Origin of the sequence: Devosia sp. 1566, from assembly GCF_004005995.1 — a bacterium.
Taxonomy (GTDB): Bacteria; Pseudomonadota; Alphaproteobacteria; order Rhizobiales; family Devosiaceae; genus Devosia.
The window spans coordinates 2,869,346-2,887,306 of the sequence record NZ_CP034767.1; the positions used below are offsets into that span (position 1 = coordinate 2,869,346).

General features: G+C 61.7%; 15 protein-coding genes. 8 read left to right on the forward strand and 7 right to left on the reverse strand.

Annotated features, from left to right (window positions below; all coding sequences use genetic code 11):
- Positions 1–55 precede the first annotated feature (55 nt).
- From crtY to ELX51_RS13855, 3 genes are read left to right on the forward strand one after another with little or no spacing between them, the layout of a single operon-like run.
- Positions 56–1,375, forward strand: a complete 1,320-nt coding sequence (gene crtY, locus ELX51_RS13845; protein ID WP_248305124.1) for a lycopene beta-cyclase CrtY — start codon at positions 56–58, stop codon at positions 1,373–1,375.
- A complete protein-coding gene (locus ELX51_RS13850) occupies positions 1,372–2,868 on the forward strand; it encodes a phytoene desaturase (protein WP_127754076.1) in 1,497 nt (498 codons plus the stop codon). Before crtY ends, ELX51_RS13850 begins: the two co-directional genes overlap by 4 nt.
- Positions 2,865–3,788 (forward strand): phytoene/squalene synthase family protein, encoded by a 924-nt coding sequence (locus ELX51_RS13855; RefSeq protein ID WP_127754077.1) that lies wholly within the window; start codon positions 2,865–2,867, stop codon positions 3,786–3,788. Before ELX51_RS13850 ends, ELX51_RS13855 begins: the two co-directional genes overlap by 4 nt.
- On the opposite strand, the gene ELX51_RS13860 is transcribed toward ELX51_RS13855, so the two are convergent.
- The 6 genes from ELX51_RS13860 to ELX51_RS13885 all read right to left on the reverse strand — a co-directional run bounded on the left by ELX51_RS13860 (position 3,785) and on the right by ELX51_RS13885 (position 9,764).
- Positions 3,785–4,309 (reverse strand): sterol desaturase family protein, encoded by a 525-nt coding sequence (locus ELX51_RS13860; RefSeq protein ID WP_127754078.1) that lies wholly within the window; start codon positions 4,307–4,309, stop codon positions 3,785–3,787. The two genes, ELX51_RS13855 and ELX51_RS13860, sit on opposite strands and share 4 nt — an antisense overlap.
- Positions 4,310–4,389: 80 nt before the next feature.
- A complete protein-coding gene (locus ELX51_RS13865; RefSeq protein ID WP_127754079.1) occupies positions 4,390–5,592 on the reverse strand; it encodes an ABC transporter permease in 1,203 nt (400 codons plus the stop codon).
- A complete protein-coding gene (locus ELX51_RS13870) occupies positions 5,589–6,545 on the reverse strand; it encodes an ABC transporter ATP-binding protein (protein ID WP_127754080.1) in 957 nt (318 codons plus the stop codon). The genes ELX51_RS13865 and ELX51_RS13870 overlap by 4 nt, the downstream gene beginning before the upstream one ends.
- Complete coding sequence (locus tag ELX51_RS13875; protein ID WP_164854874.1) at positions 6,542–7,441, reverse strand: polyprenyl synthetase family protein; 900 nt, start codon at positions 7,439–7,441, stop codon at positions 6,542–6,544. Before ELX51_RS13875 ends, ELX51_RS13870 begins: the two co-directional genes overlap by 4 nt.
- A 325-nt stretch (positions 7,442–7,766) precedes the next feature.
- Complete coding sequence (locus ELX51_RS13880) at positions 7,767–8,756, reverse strand: sulfate ABC transporter substrate-binding protein (protein WP_206524751.1); 990 nt, start codon at positions 8,754–8,756, stop codon at positions 7,767–7,769.
- Positions 8,757–8,975: 219 nt separating this feature from the next.
- The gene (locus tag ELX51_RS13885) at positions 8,976–9,764 is read right to left on the reverse strand and encodes a sugar transferase (protein WP_127754083.1); all 789 of its coding nucleotides are present in this window, start codon (positions 9,762–9,764) and stop codon (positions 8,976–8,978) included.
- 318 nt (positions 9,765–10,082) lie between these two features.
- Here ELX51_RS13885 and ELX51_RS13890 point away from each other — a divergent pair, with 318 nt between their 5' ends.
- The 4 genes from ELX51_RS13890 to ELX51_RS13905 all read left to right on the forward strand — a co-directional run bounded on the left by ELX51_RS13890 (position 10,083) and on the right by ELX51_RS13905 (position 15,665).
- On the forward strand, positions 10,083–10,877 hold the full coding sequence (locus ELX51_RS13890) for a metallophosphoesterase family protein (protein ID WP_164854875.1): 795 nt from the start codon (positions 10,083–10,085) through the stop codon (positions 10,875–10,877).
- Positions 10,878–11,056: 179 nt separating this feature from the next.
- Positions 11,057–13,063 carry a sulfotransferase gene (locus tag ELX51_RS13895; protein WP_127754085.1) on the forward strand — a complete coding sequence of 669 codons (2,007 nt, stop codon included), beginning with the start codon at positions 11,057–11,059 and terminating at the stop codon, positions 13,061–13,063.
- Entirely contained in the window at positions 13,063–14,226 is a 1,164-nt protein-coding gene (locus ELX51_RS13900; RefSeq protein WP_127754086.1) for a glycosyltransferase family A protein, read from the forward strand. Before ELX51_RS13895 ends, ELX51_RS13900 begins: the two co-directional genes overlap by 1 nt.
- A complete protein-coding gene (locus ELX51_RS13905) occupies positions 14,223–15,665 on the forward strand; it encodes a hypothetical protein (RefSeq protein ID WP_127754087.1) in 1,443 nt (480 codons plus the stop codon). Before ELX51_RS13900 ends, ELX51_RS13905 begins: the two co-directional genes overlap by 4 nt.
- Here ELX51_RS13905 and ELX51_RS13910 read toward each other — a convergent pair.
- Positions 15,616–16,596, reverse strand: coding sequence for a glycosyltransferase family 2 protein (locus ELX51_RS13910; protein ID WP_127754088.1), 981 nt, complete (start codon positions 16,594–16,596; stop codon positions 15,616–15,618). The two genes, ELX51_RS13905 and ELX51_RS13910, sit on opposite strands and share 50 nt — an antisense overlap.
- Before the next feature lie 210 nt (positions 16,597–16,806).
- Between ELX51_RS13910 and glf the strand changes: the two genes are divergently transcribed.
- Positions 16,807–17,958, forward strand: coding sequence for a UDP-galactopyranose mutase (gene glf, locus ELX51_RS13915; RefSeq protein WP_127754089.1), 1,152 nt, complete (start codon positions 16,807–16,809; stop codon positions 17,956–17,958).
- The last annotated feature ends 3 nt before the right edge of the window (positions 17,959–17,961 follow it).

Consider the following 17,961-nt stretch of genomic DNA (forward strand, 5'->3'; position numbering starts at 1 on the left):
CCCGCGGCGGCGCAACAGCGCGATGGCGCTACACTCTGTTGCCCCAGCGGCAACGATGGCTGAACTCCGGCAGCTCTGCGGCTCCTGCGCCTTCGCGCTCGAAGATGTTAGCGCCGCTGCAACGAAGCTTGATGACTTTGCCCGCCAATCCCCTATTGTCCGCCCGCAACACCGAGCGGACCCCACCATCTTCATGCAGCATGGCACCACCACCGATCCGCTGATTCTCGTTGGTGCGGGACTGGCCGGCGGCTTGATTGCGCAACGGCTCGCCAAGACGCCCAATCCCCCGCCCATCGTCATGCTCGAAGCCAGTGACCAGCCCTTTGGCGAACATACCTGGTCGTTCCACACCGGGGATGTCAGCGCTGCCGACCTGCATTGGCTGTCCCCGCTCATCGCCCATCGCTGGGCTGGCCAGTCCGTCCGCTTCCAGGCCTTTTCACGCGATCTCCGCTCCGGCTATGCGAGCCTGTCCTCGGCCTCGGTGGCCGCGGCCATGCAAGCTCTTCCCAACCTGACGATCCGCAGTGCCGCCCCCGTGGCCGATCTGCGCCCGGAGGGAGTGACCCTCGCCAGCGGCGAAGAGCTGCGGGCCCAATGCGTCATCGACACCAGCGGCTTCACCCCCAGCCCCGCGCTGGCGCTCGGTTTCCAAAAATTCGTCGGGCAGGAAGTTGAAACCACCGAGCCGCACGGGATCAAACTCCCTGTGATCATGGATGCCTCGGTCGACCAGCGCGACGGCTACCGCTTTGTCTATCTCCTGCCCTTTTCGCCCACGCGCATCCTCATCGAGGACACCAGATATTCGGATGGCGACAACCTCGATCGCGATGAACTTGCCCGCGACATAGCTGGCTACGCCCAGGCGCAGGGCTGGACCATCGCCAGCGTGGTGCGCGAGGAACATGGCGTCCTGCCGATCGCGCTCGCCTATGATGCCGAGCAATTCTGGGCCGATCGTCCTCGCGACATCCCGCAGGCGGGCATGCGGGCCGCGCTGTTTCATCCCACTACCGGCTATAGCCTCCCCGAAGCGGTGCGCGTTGCCAATCTGGTGGCCGAGACCTGGCCGTCCGCCAGCCCCGAACTGGCCGCACGCATCCGCGCCCACGCCATTGCACGCGCCCGTGCGCAAAAGTTCTACCGCCTGCTGAACCGCATGCTGTTCCGCGCCGCCAGGCCCGAGCGCCGCCACCTCGTCCTGCAGCGGTTCTATCGCCTCGGCGAACCGCTGATCGAGCGCTTCTATGCCGGCCAGACCACGCCGGCCGACATGGCGCGCATCCTGATGGGCAAGCCGCCCGTCCCCATTCATCGCGCCCTGCCCTGTCTGCGGGAAGCGCCCTTCTTGTCCCAGGAGCCCTCGTGAGCACCAAGCCCAATCAAACCGCGGCAGTGATCGGAGCTGGCTTTGGCGGGCTGGCCCTTGCCATTCGCCTGCAAAGCGCCGGCATTGCCACGACCCTCTATGAAAAGCGCGACAAGCCCGGTGGGCGCGCCTATGTCTATACCGACGATGGCTTCACCTTCGATGCCGGCCCCACCGTCATCACCGATCCCGACTGCCTTGAGCAGCTCTGGGCGCTGAGCGGACGCAAGCTCTCGGACTATGTCACCCTTTTGCCCGTAACCCCATTCTACCAGCTCTGCTGGGAGGACGGCTATCGCTTCGACTACGCCAATGATCAGGCCGATATCGATCGCCAGATCGCCGCCAAGTCCCCCGAGGACGTGGCTGGCTACCACCGCTTCCTGCGCTATTCCGAAGACCTGTATCGCGAGGGCTACGAGAAGCTGGGCACCGTGCCGTTCCTCAACTTCTGGTCGATGATCAAGGCCGCCCCCCAGTTGGTGCGCCTCGAAAGTCATCGCAGCGTTTATTCCAAGGTCGCCCAGTTCATCAAGGACGACCAACTGCGCCAGGCCTTCAGCTTCCATTCGCTCCTGGTTGGCGGCAATCCCTTCGAGACCTCTTCCATCTATGCCCTGATCCACGCCCTTGAACGCAAGGGCGGCGTCTGGTTTGCTCAAGGGGGCACGGGCGCCCTGATCGCGGGCATGGTGCGCCTCTTCGAGGATCTGGGCGGCAAGGTCCATCTCAACGCCGCCATCGACCGCATCGAAGCCGAGGGCGACCGCGTCACCGGTGTATCACTCGCAGATGGCACCACCCAGCGCTTCGACATGGTCGCCTCCAATGCCGATGTGGTGCACACCTATAAGCACATGCTGCGCGCCACCCAGCGCGGGCCCGCCCAAGCCAAGGCGCTCGAAAAGAAGCGCTTCTCCATGTCGCTCTTCGTGATCTATTTCGGCCTCAAGACCGAACATCCTGAACTGCGCCACCACATGGTGCTGTTCGGGCCCCGCTATCGCGAACTGATCTCGGAAATCTTCAAGGCCGATGGCCTCGCCGATGATTTCTCGCTTTATCTGCACGCCCCGTCAGTCACCGACCCCAGCCTCGCCCCGGCCGGCTCCAGCGCCTATTACGTGCTCTCGCCCGTACCCCATCTGGGCACTGCCGATATTGACTGGGACGTGCAGGGGCCGATCTATCGCGACCGCATCCTCCAATACCTCAACGATCACTACATCCCCGATCTCCTCAAGGATCTGGTGACGGTTCGCCACTTCACCCCCTTCGACTTCCGCGACGAACTCAACGCCCATCTCGGTTCCGCCTTTTCGGTCGAGCCGATCCTGACCCAGAGCGCCTGGTTCCGGCCCCACAACCGCGACGACAACTTCGCCAATCTCTATATCGTGGGCGCCGGCACCCATCCCGGCGCTGGTATTCCCGGCGTGGTCGGTTCGGCCAAGGCCACCGCCGGCCTGATGATTGCGGATGCTGCCCCATGAGCGATGCGGTCGTTACCCAAAGCGAAACCGCCATTGCCCAGGGCTCCAAGAGCTTTGCCGCCGCCGCGCGCCTGTTCGATCGGCAAACCCGCGACGACGCCGTCATGCTCTATGCCTGGTGCCGCCACTGCGATGACGTCATAGACGGGCAGACCCTGGGCCATGCGCAGGACCCCGAATTCCGGCGCGGCCAAGCCGAGCGGCTGCATCAGCTGCAGGAACAGACCGCCGCCGCACTGCGGGGCGAAACGGGAAACGATCCAATCTTTGAAGCGCTGCGCCGCGTCGTCGAGCGCAACCAAATCCCGGCGCGCCACCCCCAGGAACTGCTGGCCGGCTTCGCCATGGATACCGCCGAGCGCCATTACGCTACCATCAACGACACCCTCGATTATTGCTACCACGTGGCTGGCGTCGTTGGCGTGATGATGGCCATGATCATGGGCGCCCGCGACAGCCGCGTGCTGGATCGTGCCTCGGACCTCGGCATCGCTTTCCAGCTCACCAATATCGCCCGCGATGTAGTTGAAGACGCCCGCGCCGGCCGGGTTTACCTCCCCGCCGACCTGCTCGCGCGCCATGGCATCACCACCATCGAGGCCGATAATGCCGAACAGCGCCCGGCGCTGCATCGTGCGGCTCTTGAACTGCTGGACCTGGCCGAGCGCTATTATGCGTCCGCAGGATCGGGAATGGCGGCGCTGCCGCCCCGTTCGGCCTGGGCCATTGCTGCCGCGCGCCGGGTTTATCGCGCCATCGGCACCCAATTGCGCCAGGGCGGCCCCAAGGCTTGGGACGCCCGGGTCTCGACCTCCGGCACCCGCAAAGCCCTGCTGGTTCTCGCGAGCCTCGCCGATGTGGCCGCCTCCCGCCTGCCCCGTCCCCAGGCCGATCGCGACGGGCTCTGGCAGCGCCCTTAGGCGGTGGGACGTTCTTCGTCCTTGAGCGCCTCGGCATCGAATGGCCGGCGCCCCGTGTTGAGCTTCTTGACCAGCTTGTCGACCGGTTCGGCATAAACAAAGCCGAATGAAACACATCCGTCCTTGCCCTGCACGGCATGGTGAAGGCGATGGGCCTGGTAGACCCGCTTCAGATAGCCTTTGCGGGGCACATGCTTGAACGGCCAGCGCTGGTGCACCAGCCCGTCATGCATGAAAAAGTACAACGCGCCGTAGATGGTGATGCCCAGCGCAATCCAGGTCAGTGGCCACCAGACAAAAGCCCCCAGCGCGAACAAGGCGATGGCAAAGCCGGCAAACACGACCGCAAAGAGATCGTTCTTTTCCAGCGCGTCGTCGTGCGGCTCGTGGTGTGACTGATGCCAGCCCCAACCCCAGCCATGCATGATGTGCTCATGCGACCAGGATGCGAACCATTCCATGAAGGCGGTGGTTGCCACCACCAGCACGGTCGGCACAAGAAAGTGGAGAAGCGTGTCCATGTTCAAACTCGATCAGGCGCCTGTGTCTAGTCTAGCATAGCCCAGAACGCGGCTGAAGTGAGGGCAAGAGCTCGCGCGGCCTAAAAGCGCAGCCGCAACCGCGAGATCCCCACCGCCAACGACACCCCGACCAGCCCGGTCCCGACCAGAACGGCGAGGCTCGGCGCCAATGCCGCTAGGGCGTCCCCCCGCCACATCGCACCCTGATACGCCTCGATGGCCCAGGCATTGGGGGTGAACCAGCCCAGTTCCTGCAGCCAGGGCGGCATCATGAACCGAGGCACCATCGAGCCACCCACCGCCGAACACACCAGCACGAGGAAGGTCGCGATGGTCTGAGCCTGCTGCTTGCTGGTGCAAAATGCGGCTACGGCCAGCCCTAGGCCCGCCGCCGCCACGGCCGCGGCAACAGTGGTCAGCAACCAGGGCCACCAATGCTGCAGCACCGGCACCTGGTAAAGCAGGATGGCGAGCCCGAAGATCAAGCCGGCCTGCACCACGCCCTGCCCGATCAGGAACAGGAACTTGCCGATCACGACGACATCGGTTCCCGCCGGCCCCACCGCCAATCGATCGACAATGCCCGAATTGCGCTCCTCGATCAGCGTCGCCGCCCCTTGCATGGCCGAAAACAGCAGAAACAGGATCGCGACGGCACCCGCATAATAGGTGACCGCGGCGCTGCCATCGCTGGCCTCACCCACGGTATGGATCTCGCTGAGCTCGGCGCTCGCACCGCCCTCCGCCGGCCCTGCGGCCAGCGCGTTGAGAGCCGCGGTGAGACGCTGGGATTGTTCTGGTGAAAAGCCGCCCACGAGCTCACCCACCAGGGGTGCCGTTCTCGACACCGCGACATCGGGCAGATCCTGGGCCAGGATGCGCTGCACATGGCCCATCAATATGGCCGGGGCCATGCTCTTGGCGGGGTCGGCAAAGATCACCACTGGTGCGGCATCGGTGCGTGCCAGCCCATCACGCAGAAACAGCCCCACATCGGCGTGGCCTGCCTGCACCAATGCCTGCATCTCGGCTTCCGAGCCAATGCTGCCCTCCAGCACCCGTAGCGCGGGGATTTCACGTAACGCCGCCTCGAACCGGGGATCGACGGACGCAGCATCAGCCACCCCGAACCCCACCTGGAGGCGCATTTCCTCCCCCCCGGTCCCTGCAAAAATTGCGGCAAAGATCACAAAGATCATCGGCGGCAGCACAAAGGCCATCGCCAGCGCACCGCGATCGCGCACAAGACTGAGCACCATGACGCGCAGCATGGCCAGGATCACGCGGCTGCCCCCGGCACTGCTTGCCCTTGCCGCGACAGGTGGAGAAAAAGACTGTCCAACCCTGGCTCCCGCAGCCGCAATTCACGCGTTTCGATGCCGGCATTGGCCAGCCATTTCGCCAGGTCTGCAGCCGGTATCGGCGTCGCCCCGCTCATGCGCGACCAGATCATCGCTGCCTGCACCGGCTCAAACCCACGCTGATTGAGGAAGTCGATCTGCTCTGGTGTTGGGGCGCGCCGCAACTCGACAATGATCTGTTGGCGCCCTTGAAACACCTCATCCACCAGCGCCCGCGTCGCGCCCTGCGGCCCGATCACTCCGCCGCGCAAAAAGCCCACCCGGGAACAAATGGTTTCGGCCTGATCGAGATCGTGGGTCGCCAGCAGCACTCCCATGCCCGCACCCGCCAATTCGGCAATCACTTCGTGCAGATGGTTACGTGCTTCCACATCGACGCCGACGGTTGGCTCATCGAGGATTAGCAGCGCCGGGCGATGCAGAATAGCCGCCGCGATATTGACGCGGCGCTTCCAGCCACCTGACAGGATCCCCACCTGATCGGCCAGTCGTGCCTCGATATGGGTGGCAGCACTCGCCCAGACCACAGCGGCCTTGGCCTCGGCGGCCGAAAGCCCCATCAAGCGCCCGAATACCAGCAGGTTTTCGCGCGCGGTGAGATGGGGATAAAGCGCGATCTCCTGCGGCACGAGGCCGATTTGGCGGCGCACATCCCTGCCCCGGCCCACTTTGCCGGCGATGGAGATCTGCCCCGCATCGGGTTTGCAGCGCCCGCAGATCGACCGGATCAACGTTGTCTTGCCCGCGCCATTGGGCCCAAGCAAGCCGAAGATCTCGCCCGCGTTCACCACGAGGTCGACCCCGTTAAGGACCTGTCTTTTGCCATAGCTGATGCGCAGCGCCTGGACTTGTAGTGCCGCTGGCTGCGAGATCACGGCGTCGGGGTCTCGCGTCGTTCAAACAGGCGCGCGATCATGGCCATCAATGGCGGGGCATTGACCCGCGTCTGCAACAGCGCAGCTTCCGCCTTGTCCAAATGCTCGCGATAGCTGAGCAGCGCCGCCTGTTCGCCAAACAAGGTCACGAGCGTGGTCTTGTTGCCATCCTTGCCGACATCCTTGCCTGCCTCGTCGGCCGTCGCATTGCTGTCGAGCAGGTCGTCGGCAGTTTGAAACGCCAGTCCCAAATGGGAAGCAAACAAGCCAACGGCCTCCACCTCCTCATCGGGCAGGCCGCGCAGCATGGCGCCCATCCGGGCGGCTGCGACAAACAACACGCCTGTCTTGAGCCAATTCAGCCGCTCGATTCCATCCACGGCAACAATACTGGCGCGCTCATTGACGTCGAGCTCCTGGCCCGCCACCAAGCCGGTCCAGCCTACCGCCGCCGACAACTCCGCCGCCAGTCGGGTCTTGGTGGCATCGTCAACGCCGGCAAGCGCCGCCAATATCCCAAAGGCCTGGCTCAAGAGGGCAATAGCCGCCAGAATGGCGGTCGCCTGCCCAAACGCCATATGCGTTGTCGGGCGTTGCCGGCGCATCACCGCATCGTCCATGCAGGGCAAATCATCCAGAATGAGCGAGGCGGTGTGGACCATCTCCACCGCGCACCCCAGGTCGAGCGCGCCGGCAATCTGCGCGTCCTGGGGCTCCACCACATGATAAACCAGCAAGGGCCGGATGCGTTTGCTGGGGGCAAGCAGCGCATGACGCAACGCCGCGCTCAAATTGGGCGGCACACCTGTTGGACTGGCAAGCAACTGCTCCAGCCGACCCTCGATTGCGTCCCGTGCGGAAAGCATCCCTGCGAGTTGCTGATCAGGGAGCGGCATGCTGTGTCTGTTCCCGGCCGCGCTCATGCTTGCTCCCGCTTGGCCCGCGGGCCCACTGCGACAAGGCTACGGCTGTCGGCTACTGGGAGGCTGGCGCAGTAAGCCGATGGCCGATCGGCAATTACGAATGATTCCTCGGGCACTCCCGTGCCGACGCCGCCGTCTTTGATCATGCTCTTCGCCTTCTCGCCCGACGCTTATGCGCGAGATACCTTAGTCGGGCATAGTGACGCAAGCGAATGGATAGACCCGCACCACCTCGGGATGGGCGAAAAAGGGATCAACAAGGCGGGGATCGGCCGGCTGCCCGGCCGATCCTCCAAAACTACTGTGTAGGGCCTGAGTAAATTTGGTCGAAGATGCCCCCATCGGCAAAGAACGCCGGCTGCGCCTCGCGCCAGCCGCCGAACTCCTCGATAGTCACAAGATTGACCTCACCAAACCGCGCAACATCCTCGGGAGCCGCAGCCTCGGGGCGGAATGGGCGATAATAGTTCGCAGCGGCGATGGCCTGCCCTTCGTCTGAATAAAGATATTGCAGATATGCCTCCGCAACGTCCCGCGTCCCCTTGCGGTCCACATTGCCTTCCACCAGGGCGACGGGCGGCTCGGCCAGGATCGAAACGGAGGGGGTCACGATATCGAACGCATCAGGGCCAAGCTCCTCCATCGCGAGGTAGGCCTCGTTCTCCCAGGCCAGCAACACATCGCCGATGCCGCGTTGCACAAAGGTCGTGGTCGCGCCACGCGCGCCGGTGTCGAGCACGGGCACATGCCGGTAAAGTTCGGTGATGAAGGCCTTCGCCGTTTCGTCGCTCCCGCCCTCCTGGGCGCGCGCCCAGGCCCATCCAGCCAGAAGATTCCAGCGGGCGCCGCCCGAAGTCTTGGGATTGGGCGTAATCACTTCCACCCCCTCCTTGATCAGGTCACCCCAATCAACGATGCCGTCCGGATTGCCCTTGCGCACCAGGAACACGATTGTGGACGTATAGGGTGCGCTGTTGTTCTCGAACCGCTCGCGCCAGTCGTCGGGGATGAGATCGGTTCCGTCGGCGATGGCATTGATGTCGCTCTCGAGGGCCAGGGTGACCACATCGGCCTCAAGCCCGTCGATCACCGTGCGTGCCTGTGAGCCCGAACCGCCATGGGTCACCTGTACGGCAATGTTTTCGCCCGTGGTTTCCTGCCAATGGCGCACAAAGGCTTCATTGAACTGCCGGTACAGCTCACGCGTCGGATCATACGAGACATTGATGATGGTCCGATCCTGCCCATGCGCCGTAACGGCAAAGCCCAGCACCAGAGAAGCGCCCAAGGCGCCATAGGCAAGCAGTCTGGCTGTCGTTCTCAATCTGAGTCTCCCTGAAGACGTTGCGCGCAATACTCTAGCAGGAGAGTAGAGTTAAACGAGATCGTCGCGTGGCGCGCGCAGCAGCCCGGGTAAAATTTCTTGCCCTTGGCTGGCCCTCGCACGCACACCAACTGCTCTCACCGCTCCGCCACGATGAGGTCACCCCCGCCATTCACCACCAGCTTAGTGGCCGGACCCGGTCAAAAACTGGTTTCGCAGGGTAAGACCCAGTATCTTGAGATCAAGCCACACGGACAAGTTCTGCATATAGGCCAGGTCGAACTCGATGCGGGACCGTGCCGCCTCCGCATCACCCGTCGGCCCGCGCAGGCCATTGGCTTGTGCCCAGCCAGTGATCCCCGGCCGCACGGCAAGCCGACAATCGTAATAGGGCACCAGATCCTTGTAGGGCATGCCGCCGGCAAACATGCCCGGCACATGCGGACGAGGCCCGACCAGGGACATCTCTCCTCGCAGCACATTGAGCAATTGCGGCAGCTCATCAATGCTGGTCCGGCGGATAAAGGCGCCAAAAGGCGTGAGCCGCGGATCATTCCGCCTGGTTTGCTGCAACCCGCTCTTGTCACAGCGATCCACCGGCATGGATCGGAACTTCAATGTCCAGAACAAGCGCCCACCCAGCCCTTCGCGCCGCTGCCTGAACAGGATCGGGCCCGGGCTGGTGGCGGCCACAAGGACTGCGACAAGGAGCAAGAGCGGAGCCAGCCCAAGAAGCGCTGCGAGGGCGAGGGTTACATCGACCACTCGCTTGATCTGCAACTGGGACGAGCTCGGAACAGCCGCGACGGGACAGCCGTCTTCCCAGAGCAGCGGCAGGCCTCCATGTTCCGTTTGTACGGGCAGTTCATTGTCGTTTTCCGGAACCACTTGAACAAGAGCACCCTGAGCGCCCGCATCCTCCAGCAAAAGTTCGGTAATGTACTTTGCTGTCTGGGTATCAAGAGGACGCATGACATTGTTCATGGCAGGCCTGATAGCTCGCGTGGTAAACAGAGTATTGCGTATGTAGAACTCCTAGCCAACTTGAATCTTCAAGACTCTGCTGTTCCAGTTAATCTTGCGCGCTTGCACTGCTAAATGTGAGCCAGCGGGTGACCGCATCGCCGTCGGCACGATGTGATAAACAGTCCTGCCCGATTTTGAATCATCGCGTCGGCACGATCTCCTTGGCAGCCTTTGCTGCAATACTGGTGTTACAAGAGAACTGGCTCACCCAAGCCGGACCGCCCCCGACCCAAGCCGGCACTTGTGCCGCGGATGGTGCACAAGATGAAGTTCCTGCAGCGGCTGCTCGATCGATCTGCACTCACCGCCGAAGGGGAGCGGCCAAGGCTGCGCGCTTCAACTGATCCGGCAGTCGTCTATGCCGTGGGCGATGTTCACGGCTGTCTTGATCTGCTCGAGCAACTGGAAGGCATGATCCTTGCTGACGCCGCATCATATGCGGGCGAGAAATGGCTCGTGATGTTGGGAGACTATGTTGATCGCGGTCCCCGCTCCGCCGGCGTGATCGAGCATCTGCTCGCGCCCCCGCCGGATGGCTTCACGCGGCTGGCCCTGGCAGGCAACCACGAAGCCATGATGCTTGATTTCCTGGCCGCCCCTTCCGAGCGGCACCATTGGCTGGGGCTTGGCGGGACGCAAACACTGCAGTCCTACGGGCTGACTGCCGGTGCGCTTCGCGGCCTATCCGGCAAAGGCGCCCGCGCCATATTGGAAAGCTCTATTCCCTCGGCTCACCGACGGTTTATCGAAGCCGCCCCCAGCGTGATCGAAACACCGACCACCATCTTCGTGCATGCAGGCTTGCGCCCCGGCCTGCCCCTCGAGCAGCAAAGCGAAGACGACCTGCTCTGGTACCGCCCAGACGCCGCCACCGATTACACCGCCTTCGGCAAGGTCGTGGTGCATGGCCACACTCCGCTCCCAACTCCCCTCCTCTTACCCTCCCACATCAATATCGACACCGGAGCCTTCGCCACCGCCCGCCTCACCGCCGTCCGGCTCGTGGTGGGCCATCCCCCAGTCACGCTGACTGCAACGGGAGCCTATCGTCATAGCTAAGCAGACTAGGCCGAAGGGATGACGAAGGTTGTCTTAAGGCAATCTTGGTCTTACAAGCGCTAGTTCGTCGCCAGCGCTCGCACCCCCATAAATGAGGCTCCGGCCCATGCTGAATTTTGAACGAGCGACGCAAAGCAGCATAGTCGCTGCAGTCTTGCTGTAGAGGAGAGCAAACCAGCATGCGCACCTGCATTCTTGTTCTTGGAATGCATCGTTCTGGAACCAGTGCGCTTACGCGTATCTTGAACCTTTTGGGCGCCCAGCTACCCACAAACCTGCTTGGGGCCCAATTGGGCAATGACGCGGGACATTGGGAGCCCAGAAAACTGCTGGCTCTCCATGACGAGTTGCTGGAAGCCGCAGGGAGCCGCTGGGACGACTTAGGTCCACTCGATCTTTCGCGTTTGGGGCTACGCAGGCTCGATGAGTTTAAGACGCGCGTTAAGACGCTGTTGCTTGAAGAATACGGCAATGCCCCCGTCTTCATCGTCAAGGACCCGCGAATCTGCCGTTTCGTACCCTTTTTCATCGAATTGCTATCTGAGATGGACGTCTCTGTACGGATCGCGCTGACCTTGCGCAATCCGCTGTCGGTCGCCGCCTCGCTGGTACACCGTAACGGCTTCTCCGAGGGTTTCGCCTCCCTGCTTTGGCTACGCCACCAATTGGATGCAGAAGCACACAGCCGTAGCTTCAAGCCGTTCCATGTGGAGTTCGAGCAACTGCTAGCTGAGCCCGCAGCACATATCGGCCACTTGCGAAGCTGGATGGAGGAGGCGCGTATCACCTCTAGCACTCCTGATGCTGAAATTGTTGCTTCGCTGCGGTCCGATCTGGCTCACTTCAATTACGCCCCCGAAGATCTGGCACGCTTGCCCGGTCCGGTCAGTGACGCTTATCTCGCCAGCAGATTGCTGAGCGACATAGGGCAGCGCCCTCAGGCTCAGCATCGATTGAGCGAAATTCGGGCGCAATTTGATCCTGCATCAGCCCTGCTTGGGCCTGTGCTCGCCGAGGAAGCGACCGCCCGCCTGAAAGTTGCAGCCGATGAGGCAAGTCGTCGCGAAATTGCGTTGGGGGAGGAAGTGGAAACAGCACGCCGGCAAGTCCATGAGCTTTCCATCCGCGCCGAGCGTGCCGAGCGTGAACTAGCGCAGATGCGCGCGAGCACCTCTTGGCGCCTCACGGCACCCGTGCGGCAGCTTAAGCTTGGCCTCGTGCGCACCGGGCAGGCTCTAAAAACCGGCAAAGGATCCAGCACGGCTGCGGAGCATCAGAAACCCGAGCGCTGCCTTGTTGCCACGACGGCGCATGCGCTTTTCACCGCTGAGCTTATCGCAAGGAACCTCCGGCAGGCGGGCTTCGCGGTCGACATGGTTCGTGATCGCGTCGGGGACCCCAGCCCGTACCGAGCCGTGTTCGTGGTCTGCCCGCAAAACTTCCCCGATCTGCCGGACGGGTATTACGCCGTGCAGATGGAACAGCACGTGGCTAGTCGCTGGTTCACATCAGGTTACTTCCGGTTGCTCTCACGCGCCGAACTTATTCTCGACTATTCCCAACAGAACATTGCCTACCTGGAGGCACAAGGCGTCCCTGCTCAACAGCTTGCCTTCATGCCGCTAGACACCAACCCGGAATTACTGCTCGACACCGCTCAGCAAAAAGACATCGATGTTTTGTTCTACGGCAACGAAAACTGCCCTCGAAGAATCCGAATACTCGAGACGCTCGGACGGCGCTTCAACGTGACGATCATCAATGATCTCTTTGATGATGCCATGCGCGACACAATCCGGCGCGCCAAGCTGGTGCTCAACATCCACTTCTACGAGAACGGTCTGCTTGAAACCAATCGGCTGCTAGAGGCTCTTTCGCTCGGCACGCCGGTGATCAGTGAAGTGGGAGCAGACCAAGCGGAGCATGGTACCTTGGCCGGTATCGTCGACTTCGTGCAACTCGGCGATGTAGATGCGATGGCCCAGGCCATTGAGCCACTGCTGAACGATGCGGCGCATTATGCCACGAGGGAAGCTGCCATTCGCCAGTTTGTGGCGCACAAGGACAATCGGTTTGAGCGCGCCATGAGCGGCATTCTTCAAGCGCAGGGCCTCATGCCCGTAAGCTCCAAATCGATCAAGACCAAAGACACTTCCACTCTGTTCGAAGGAACTGTTACCGGCTAATGGCGGATCTAAGCTTCATCGTTCCCGCACGCAATCTGAGCGGCTATATCGAAGCCTGCCTTGCCAGCGTCACGGCTCCCATGGTCATCTCAAGCGAAATCATCGTTGTGGATGATGCATCCGCCGATGATACGGCGCTCAAGGTGCAAACCTTTGCCGCCGCTCATCCTAATGCAAATATTCGTCTGCTGAACACTGGCTCGATGGAGCCAAAAGGGCCCGGCTTTGCCCGCAATTTGGGCTTAAAACACGCCACGGCGCCTAGGATCGCCTTTGTGGATGGCGATGATTGGATAAACGCGGCTGCCTACGCCAATCTCGTGATACTGATGGATCGGCACAAAGCCGACTTCGGTTGGCTCCGAGCGGTTGTCTTCCATGAACGCAAAACCGAGTTCTGGCCCTTTTATGATGAGGGCATTAGAGCAGCCGTGCTGAACGGGCGGCAACTGGCGGTTACCAACATTGAGGCACACCCCATCTTGGGTGGTATGGAGCCGCAGTGCTGCAACAGAGTTTATTCAAGTGCCTTCCTGCGCGAGAGGGTGGCACGCTTTCCCGAAGGCATCGTCTACGAGGATCTGCCATTTCACTTCGACGCCTTGTTTGCTGCAGACCGCATGGTGCTTACTGGCGAGACCGGCTACTTCTATCGAACCCAACGACAGGGCAAGATCACCGACCGCAACGACCTGAGCCGCTTTGACCTGGTGCGGTCGATGGCAATCATGAATGAGGGGGTGTTCGCAGAACATCGTCACTCCCTCGCCGGCGTTCATGCTGTGTCATTCCTCGCCCAATTCGCCCTTTGGTGCGCCGTGTCGGTGCCGCCGGTTCTGCGCACCAACTTGGTGGCACTACTTGGCGACCAGTTCGAAAAGCTGCCCGATGAGTGGATAGCGGCCGCTCTGCAACCAGGGGCGCTGCCAACTGACCGTGCCTTTATGACATGGCTGTTCCTGCAAAAAGATGCTGCACGTCTTGAGCAGGTTCACTCCCGCACCGCCGAGCCGGAAACTCAGGCTGACTTCATGATCGCGACACACCGCCGCGAGCCCGAGCAAGTTGAGCCGGAAATTGCTTTAGGCCCGGAGAACCGCGCTGGGACGAGCCGACTGCTACAGCGTGCCCTCACGCGTGCGCGGCAATGGAGCCGTCCATGACCGCCCTTTCCGATCATCTGCCCGCCCTTTCCTCCCATTCTGCCCGTAGCTTGTGGTTGCCGGAACAGCTAACTGCACGGGTTCATGACGCCACCAGTTCGATGGCGGTTTCTTACAATGGTGAGGCATTCCTGGACGCGAGTGCCGCCCAAATTCTCGTCCATCTTGGCCCCGCAGGCGCGGAACGAGCCATAAACTTTGTCCATGCGCGTCCAGGCTCGCAGGCACTGCTATTCCACCCAAGCCCCTATGTAAGGGCTGAGCAGCGCTCCTACCTTGAGGCAATTCCGGGAATTACGATATTGGGGAGCCTTTCCGAGCTAGAAGCCTTCAAGAACAAGCTGGTCAACGTCTATATCGATGAGAGCTGCTTCGATTTGGCCATGGTGGAAGAGATTGCGGCGCACACCACCATTGATTGGCTGATTGGGGCTTTTGAGTCGCTCCGCTACCCGACAGGCGGTATTTACCCGCGCCTGAAGTCCCTCGCGCGCCACTTCCGCCTCCGCGATGCAAGCCTGCACACCTTGATCCATGCCGGGCCCGCTGACGCGATCGACATCTCGTTGATCCTACCCGCTGCAAACGCCGACAGTCTTCTGGCTCTCGAAGACGAGCCGACCGCCTTCACCGTCGAGCTGGTTCTTGCTGCAACTGATCTCAACCAGGAAACCCGGAGCCGGCTGGAATCTCGTGCGTCCGAACGCCTCAAGATCGTGATTGCAGAAGCGCCGACAACGGCCGAAGCGCTGGCTAAGGCCGTCCCGCTCGCCAGCGGCCGATATCTTGGTTTTGGGATGTTGGCACACCATCTCTCCCTGCCGCTAACAGCGCGACTGTTCGAGGCTGCGATCATCGGCAATGCGGATCTTGCGGTCCTTGGCACCGCTCAGGGCAAGGAGCATCTTGTCGTGGATGTTCAACGCAGTGCAGCCGAGAGCCTGTGCACCGAGCCGTTAGTCCGACCAGCGCTGTTCCGCCGCTCCTTTTTGGAGTTCCACAATCTGGAGCCTGACCTCGGCAACGCCGAGAGCGCCGCGCCAGCACTGCTTGCGGAAACCTTGCTCTTGAACCCCGAAGTCGTGCGAGTAAGGCGCAAAGGGGAAGAGCCGTCCCACCGCCCCATGTCCGGCAATGAACTGGCAACAACAGCTGCGGCCGTATCTCGGCGAGCACTACAACTGGGTACGCGTTTCTGCGATGACTGCTGCCTGCGCCTGATCCTAAGCTCACTCCTGGCAAGCCGTCCCGATCCTGGAGACGCCGCCTTCTCCGCCTATGACAATGAGGCGAGCAGCATTCTGCAGAGCTTACCCGACAGAATTAGTGACGGGGGGTCGCTGATCGAGGATCTACCGGAAAGTCTTCGGCTCTATGCCCAAGCCCTACTCACTGAGCCCGGGAAGAAGGCGTCTGCTGATGAGCAAGTTGAGGCATAGGCCGCCAGTTTTTCTCCCGGCGAATCCGTCGCGCCGCTCGCCAGCCCCGCCACAAGGGAATGACCCCTTCGGCCCGCCGTTCGATCGCCACAATGCGCGTCAGCTCCTTGAACGCTGTCAGCATAGTTCCCAGGGCAAAGCCAAAGGGCCTGAACACGCCAGCTTGCGCAAAATAGTTGGCTACATATGCGCGGTTGCGCATCACGTGGAAGCGCGACAAGTCGCTGCTATCGTTAAGATGCCTTATGCCTAGGCTGATCTGCCGCTGCTGCCGAAGGCGTTTCAGCACGAAGTCGTTGACCAGGACGACAGGTGTGATCCTGGACGCGAGCCATCCATAAACCGCGTCATCCCAAGTGATAAAGAACCGGGGATCAGGCAGCCCGACCTGCTCCACTACGGTCCGGTGAACGAACATGCCCTCAAAACACCCGGCATTGATGGTGATGTGGTCGGCGTCGGCGAATGGATCGCCAAGCCGCGGCAATGGCACGCCGAGCCATTCGCTGAAAACTGGCTGAAAGAAGAAGGGCTGGCCGTTCGCATCGTAGCGCCGCCCATGGATGCATTTGAACCGCTCGCCCCAGTTGAGCAGCACTTCCACTGCCGAGGGAAGCGCCTCCACATCATCATCCATCAACCAAAGCCAGTCGGCTCCGAGCTCGACGGCCTTGCTCACCCCCACTGAGAACCCGCCTGCCCCGCCGATATTGGCGGGTTGAGGCAGCGAGACGATTGGCGTCCTGCTCCCCTCTGCCGCCGCAGCCGCAGCCGCAACGACCTCCGGAGTATGGTCAGAACTAGCATTGTCAACCACGATGATCCATCGTGGCGCCACGGACTGAGCCTGCAGCGAGGCCAGCAACTGACGGAGGAAATCGGGCCTATTGTAGGTGACAACCACAATGGCGACGTTGGCGGTAGGCTGCATGGTAGGCTCTGCGCCGCTCCGTGTTTCGCCGATGGAGTACGCTATTTGCGCTGCGACGTCAAAACCGCCAGCCCCTGCGACTTGCCAAGCTCAAGTGGCCCCTGTATCGCAACTTACGTGGCGCAACCGCCGCTTTGTTCTTTGTCAGTGCGCCTCACCGCCAACTTAGCTCGGCCCGTGGCGCCTCCCCAATCCAACAGTCGGTTATAAATGGCTCCTCACTTCTATGATATCCTTGTGGTCGGCGCGGGTTTTTACGGCGCGACCATCGCTGAGCGCGTCGCCAATGTTCTGGGCAAACGGGTGCTGGTGATCGACCGGCGCGACCATATCGGGGGCAACGCTTATTCCGAGATCAACCCCGAAACCGGGATCGAGGTGCACCGCTATGGCGCCCATCTGTTCCATACGCCCAACAAGCTCGTATGGGATTATCTGAACGGCTTTACTGCCTTCACTGGCTACCAGCACCGGGTGTTCACCTCCTTCAAGGGGCAGGTCTACCCTATGCCCATCAATCTCGCGACCATCTGCCAGTATTTCGGCAAGCAGATGTCGCCCGACGAAGCGCGGGCGCTGGTGCGCGAACAATCGGCCGAGCTCGGCGACGCTGCCCCGCGCAATCTCGAGGAAAAGGCGATCTCGCTGATTGGCCGGCCGCTTTATGAGGCGTTCATCCGCGGCTACACCGCCAAGCAATGGCAGACCGATCCCACCTTGCTCCCCGAAAGCATCATCAGCCGATTGCCGGTCCGCTATAATTTCAACAACCGTTATTTCAGCGACAAGTATGAAGGCCTGCCGGTTGACGGCTACACCGCCATCTTCGAGCGCATGCTCGACAATCCCCTGATCGAGATCCAGACCGGGGTCGATTATTTCGCCATCAAGGACACCATCCCCAAGGACAAGCTCGTTGTGTTCACCGGACCGATCGATCGTTACTTCGATTACCGGGCGGGCGAGTTGAGCTGGCGCACCATCGATTTCGAACCCGAGATCGTGGGTGTCGGTGACTACCAGGGCACGGCAGTGATGAACTATGCCGACGAGGATATCCCCTTTACCCGCATCCTCGAGTTCCGCCACTTCAATCCCGAGCGGAATTACCAAACCGAAAAGAGCTATATCGTGCGCGAATATTCCCGCTTCGCGCGGCACGAGGACGAGCCCTATTATCCCATCGATACGCCCGAGGATAAAAAGGTCTACCAGGCTTATCGTAGCCTCGCTGAAGGCGAAGAGAACGTGATCTTTGGCGGTCGCCTCGGGACGTATCGTTATCTCGACATGCACCAGGCGATCGGCGCGGCGCTCAAGGCCTTCGACACCGAAGTGCAGCCCCGGCTTAGCCGGGCCTAGGCC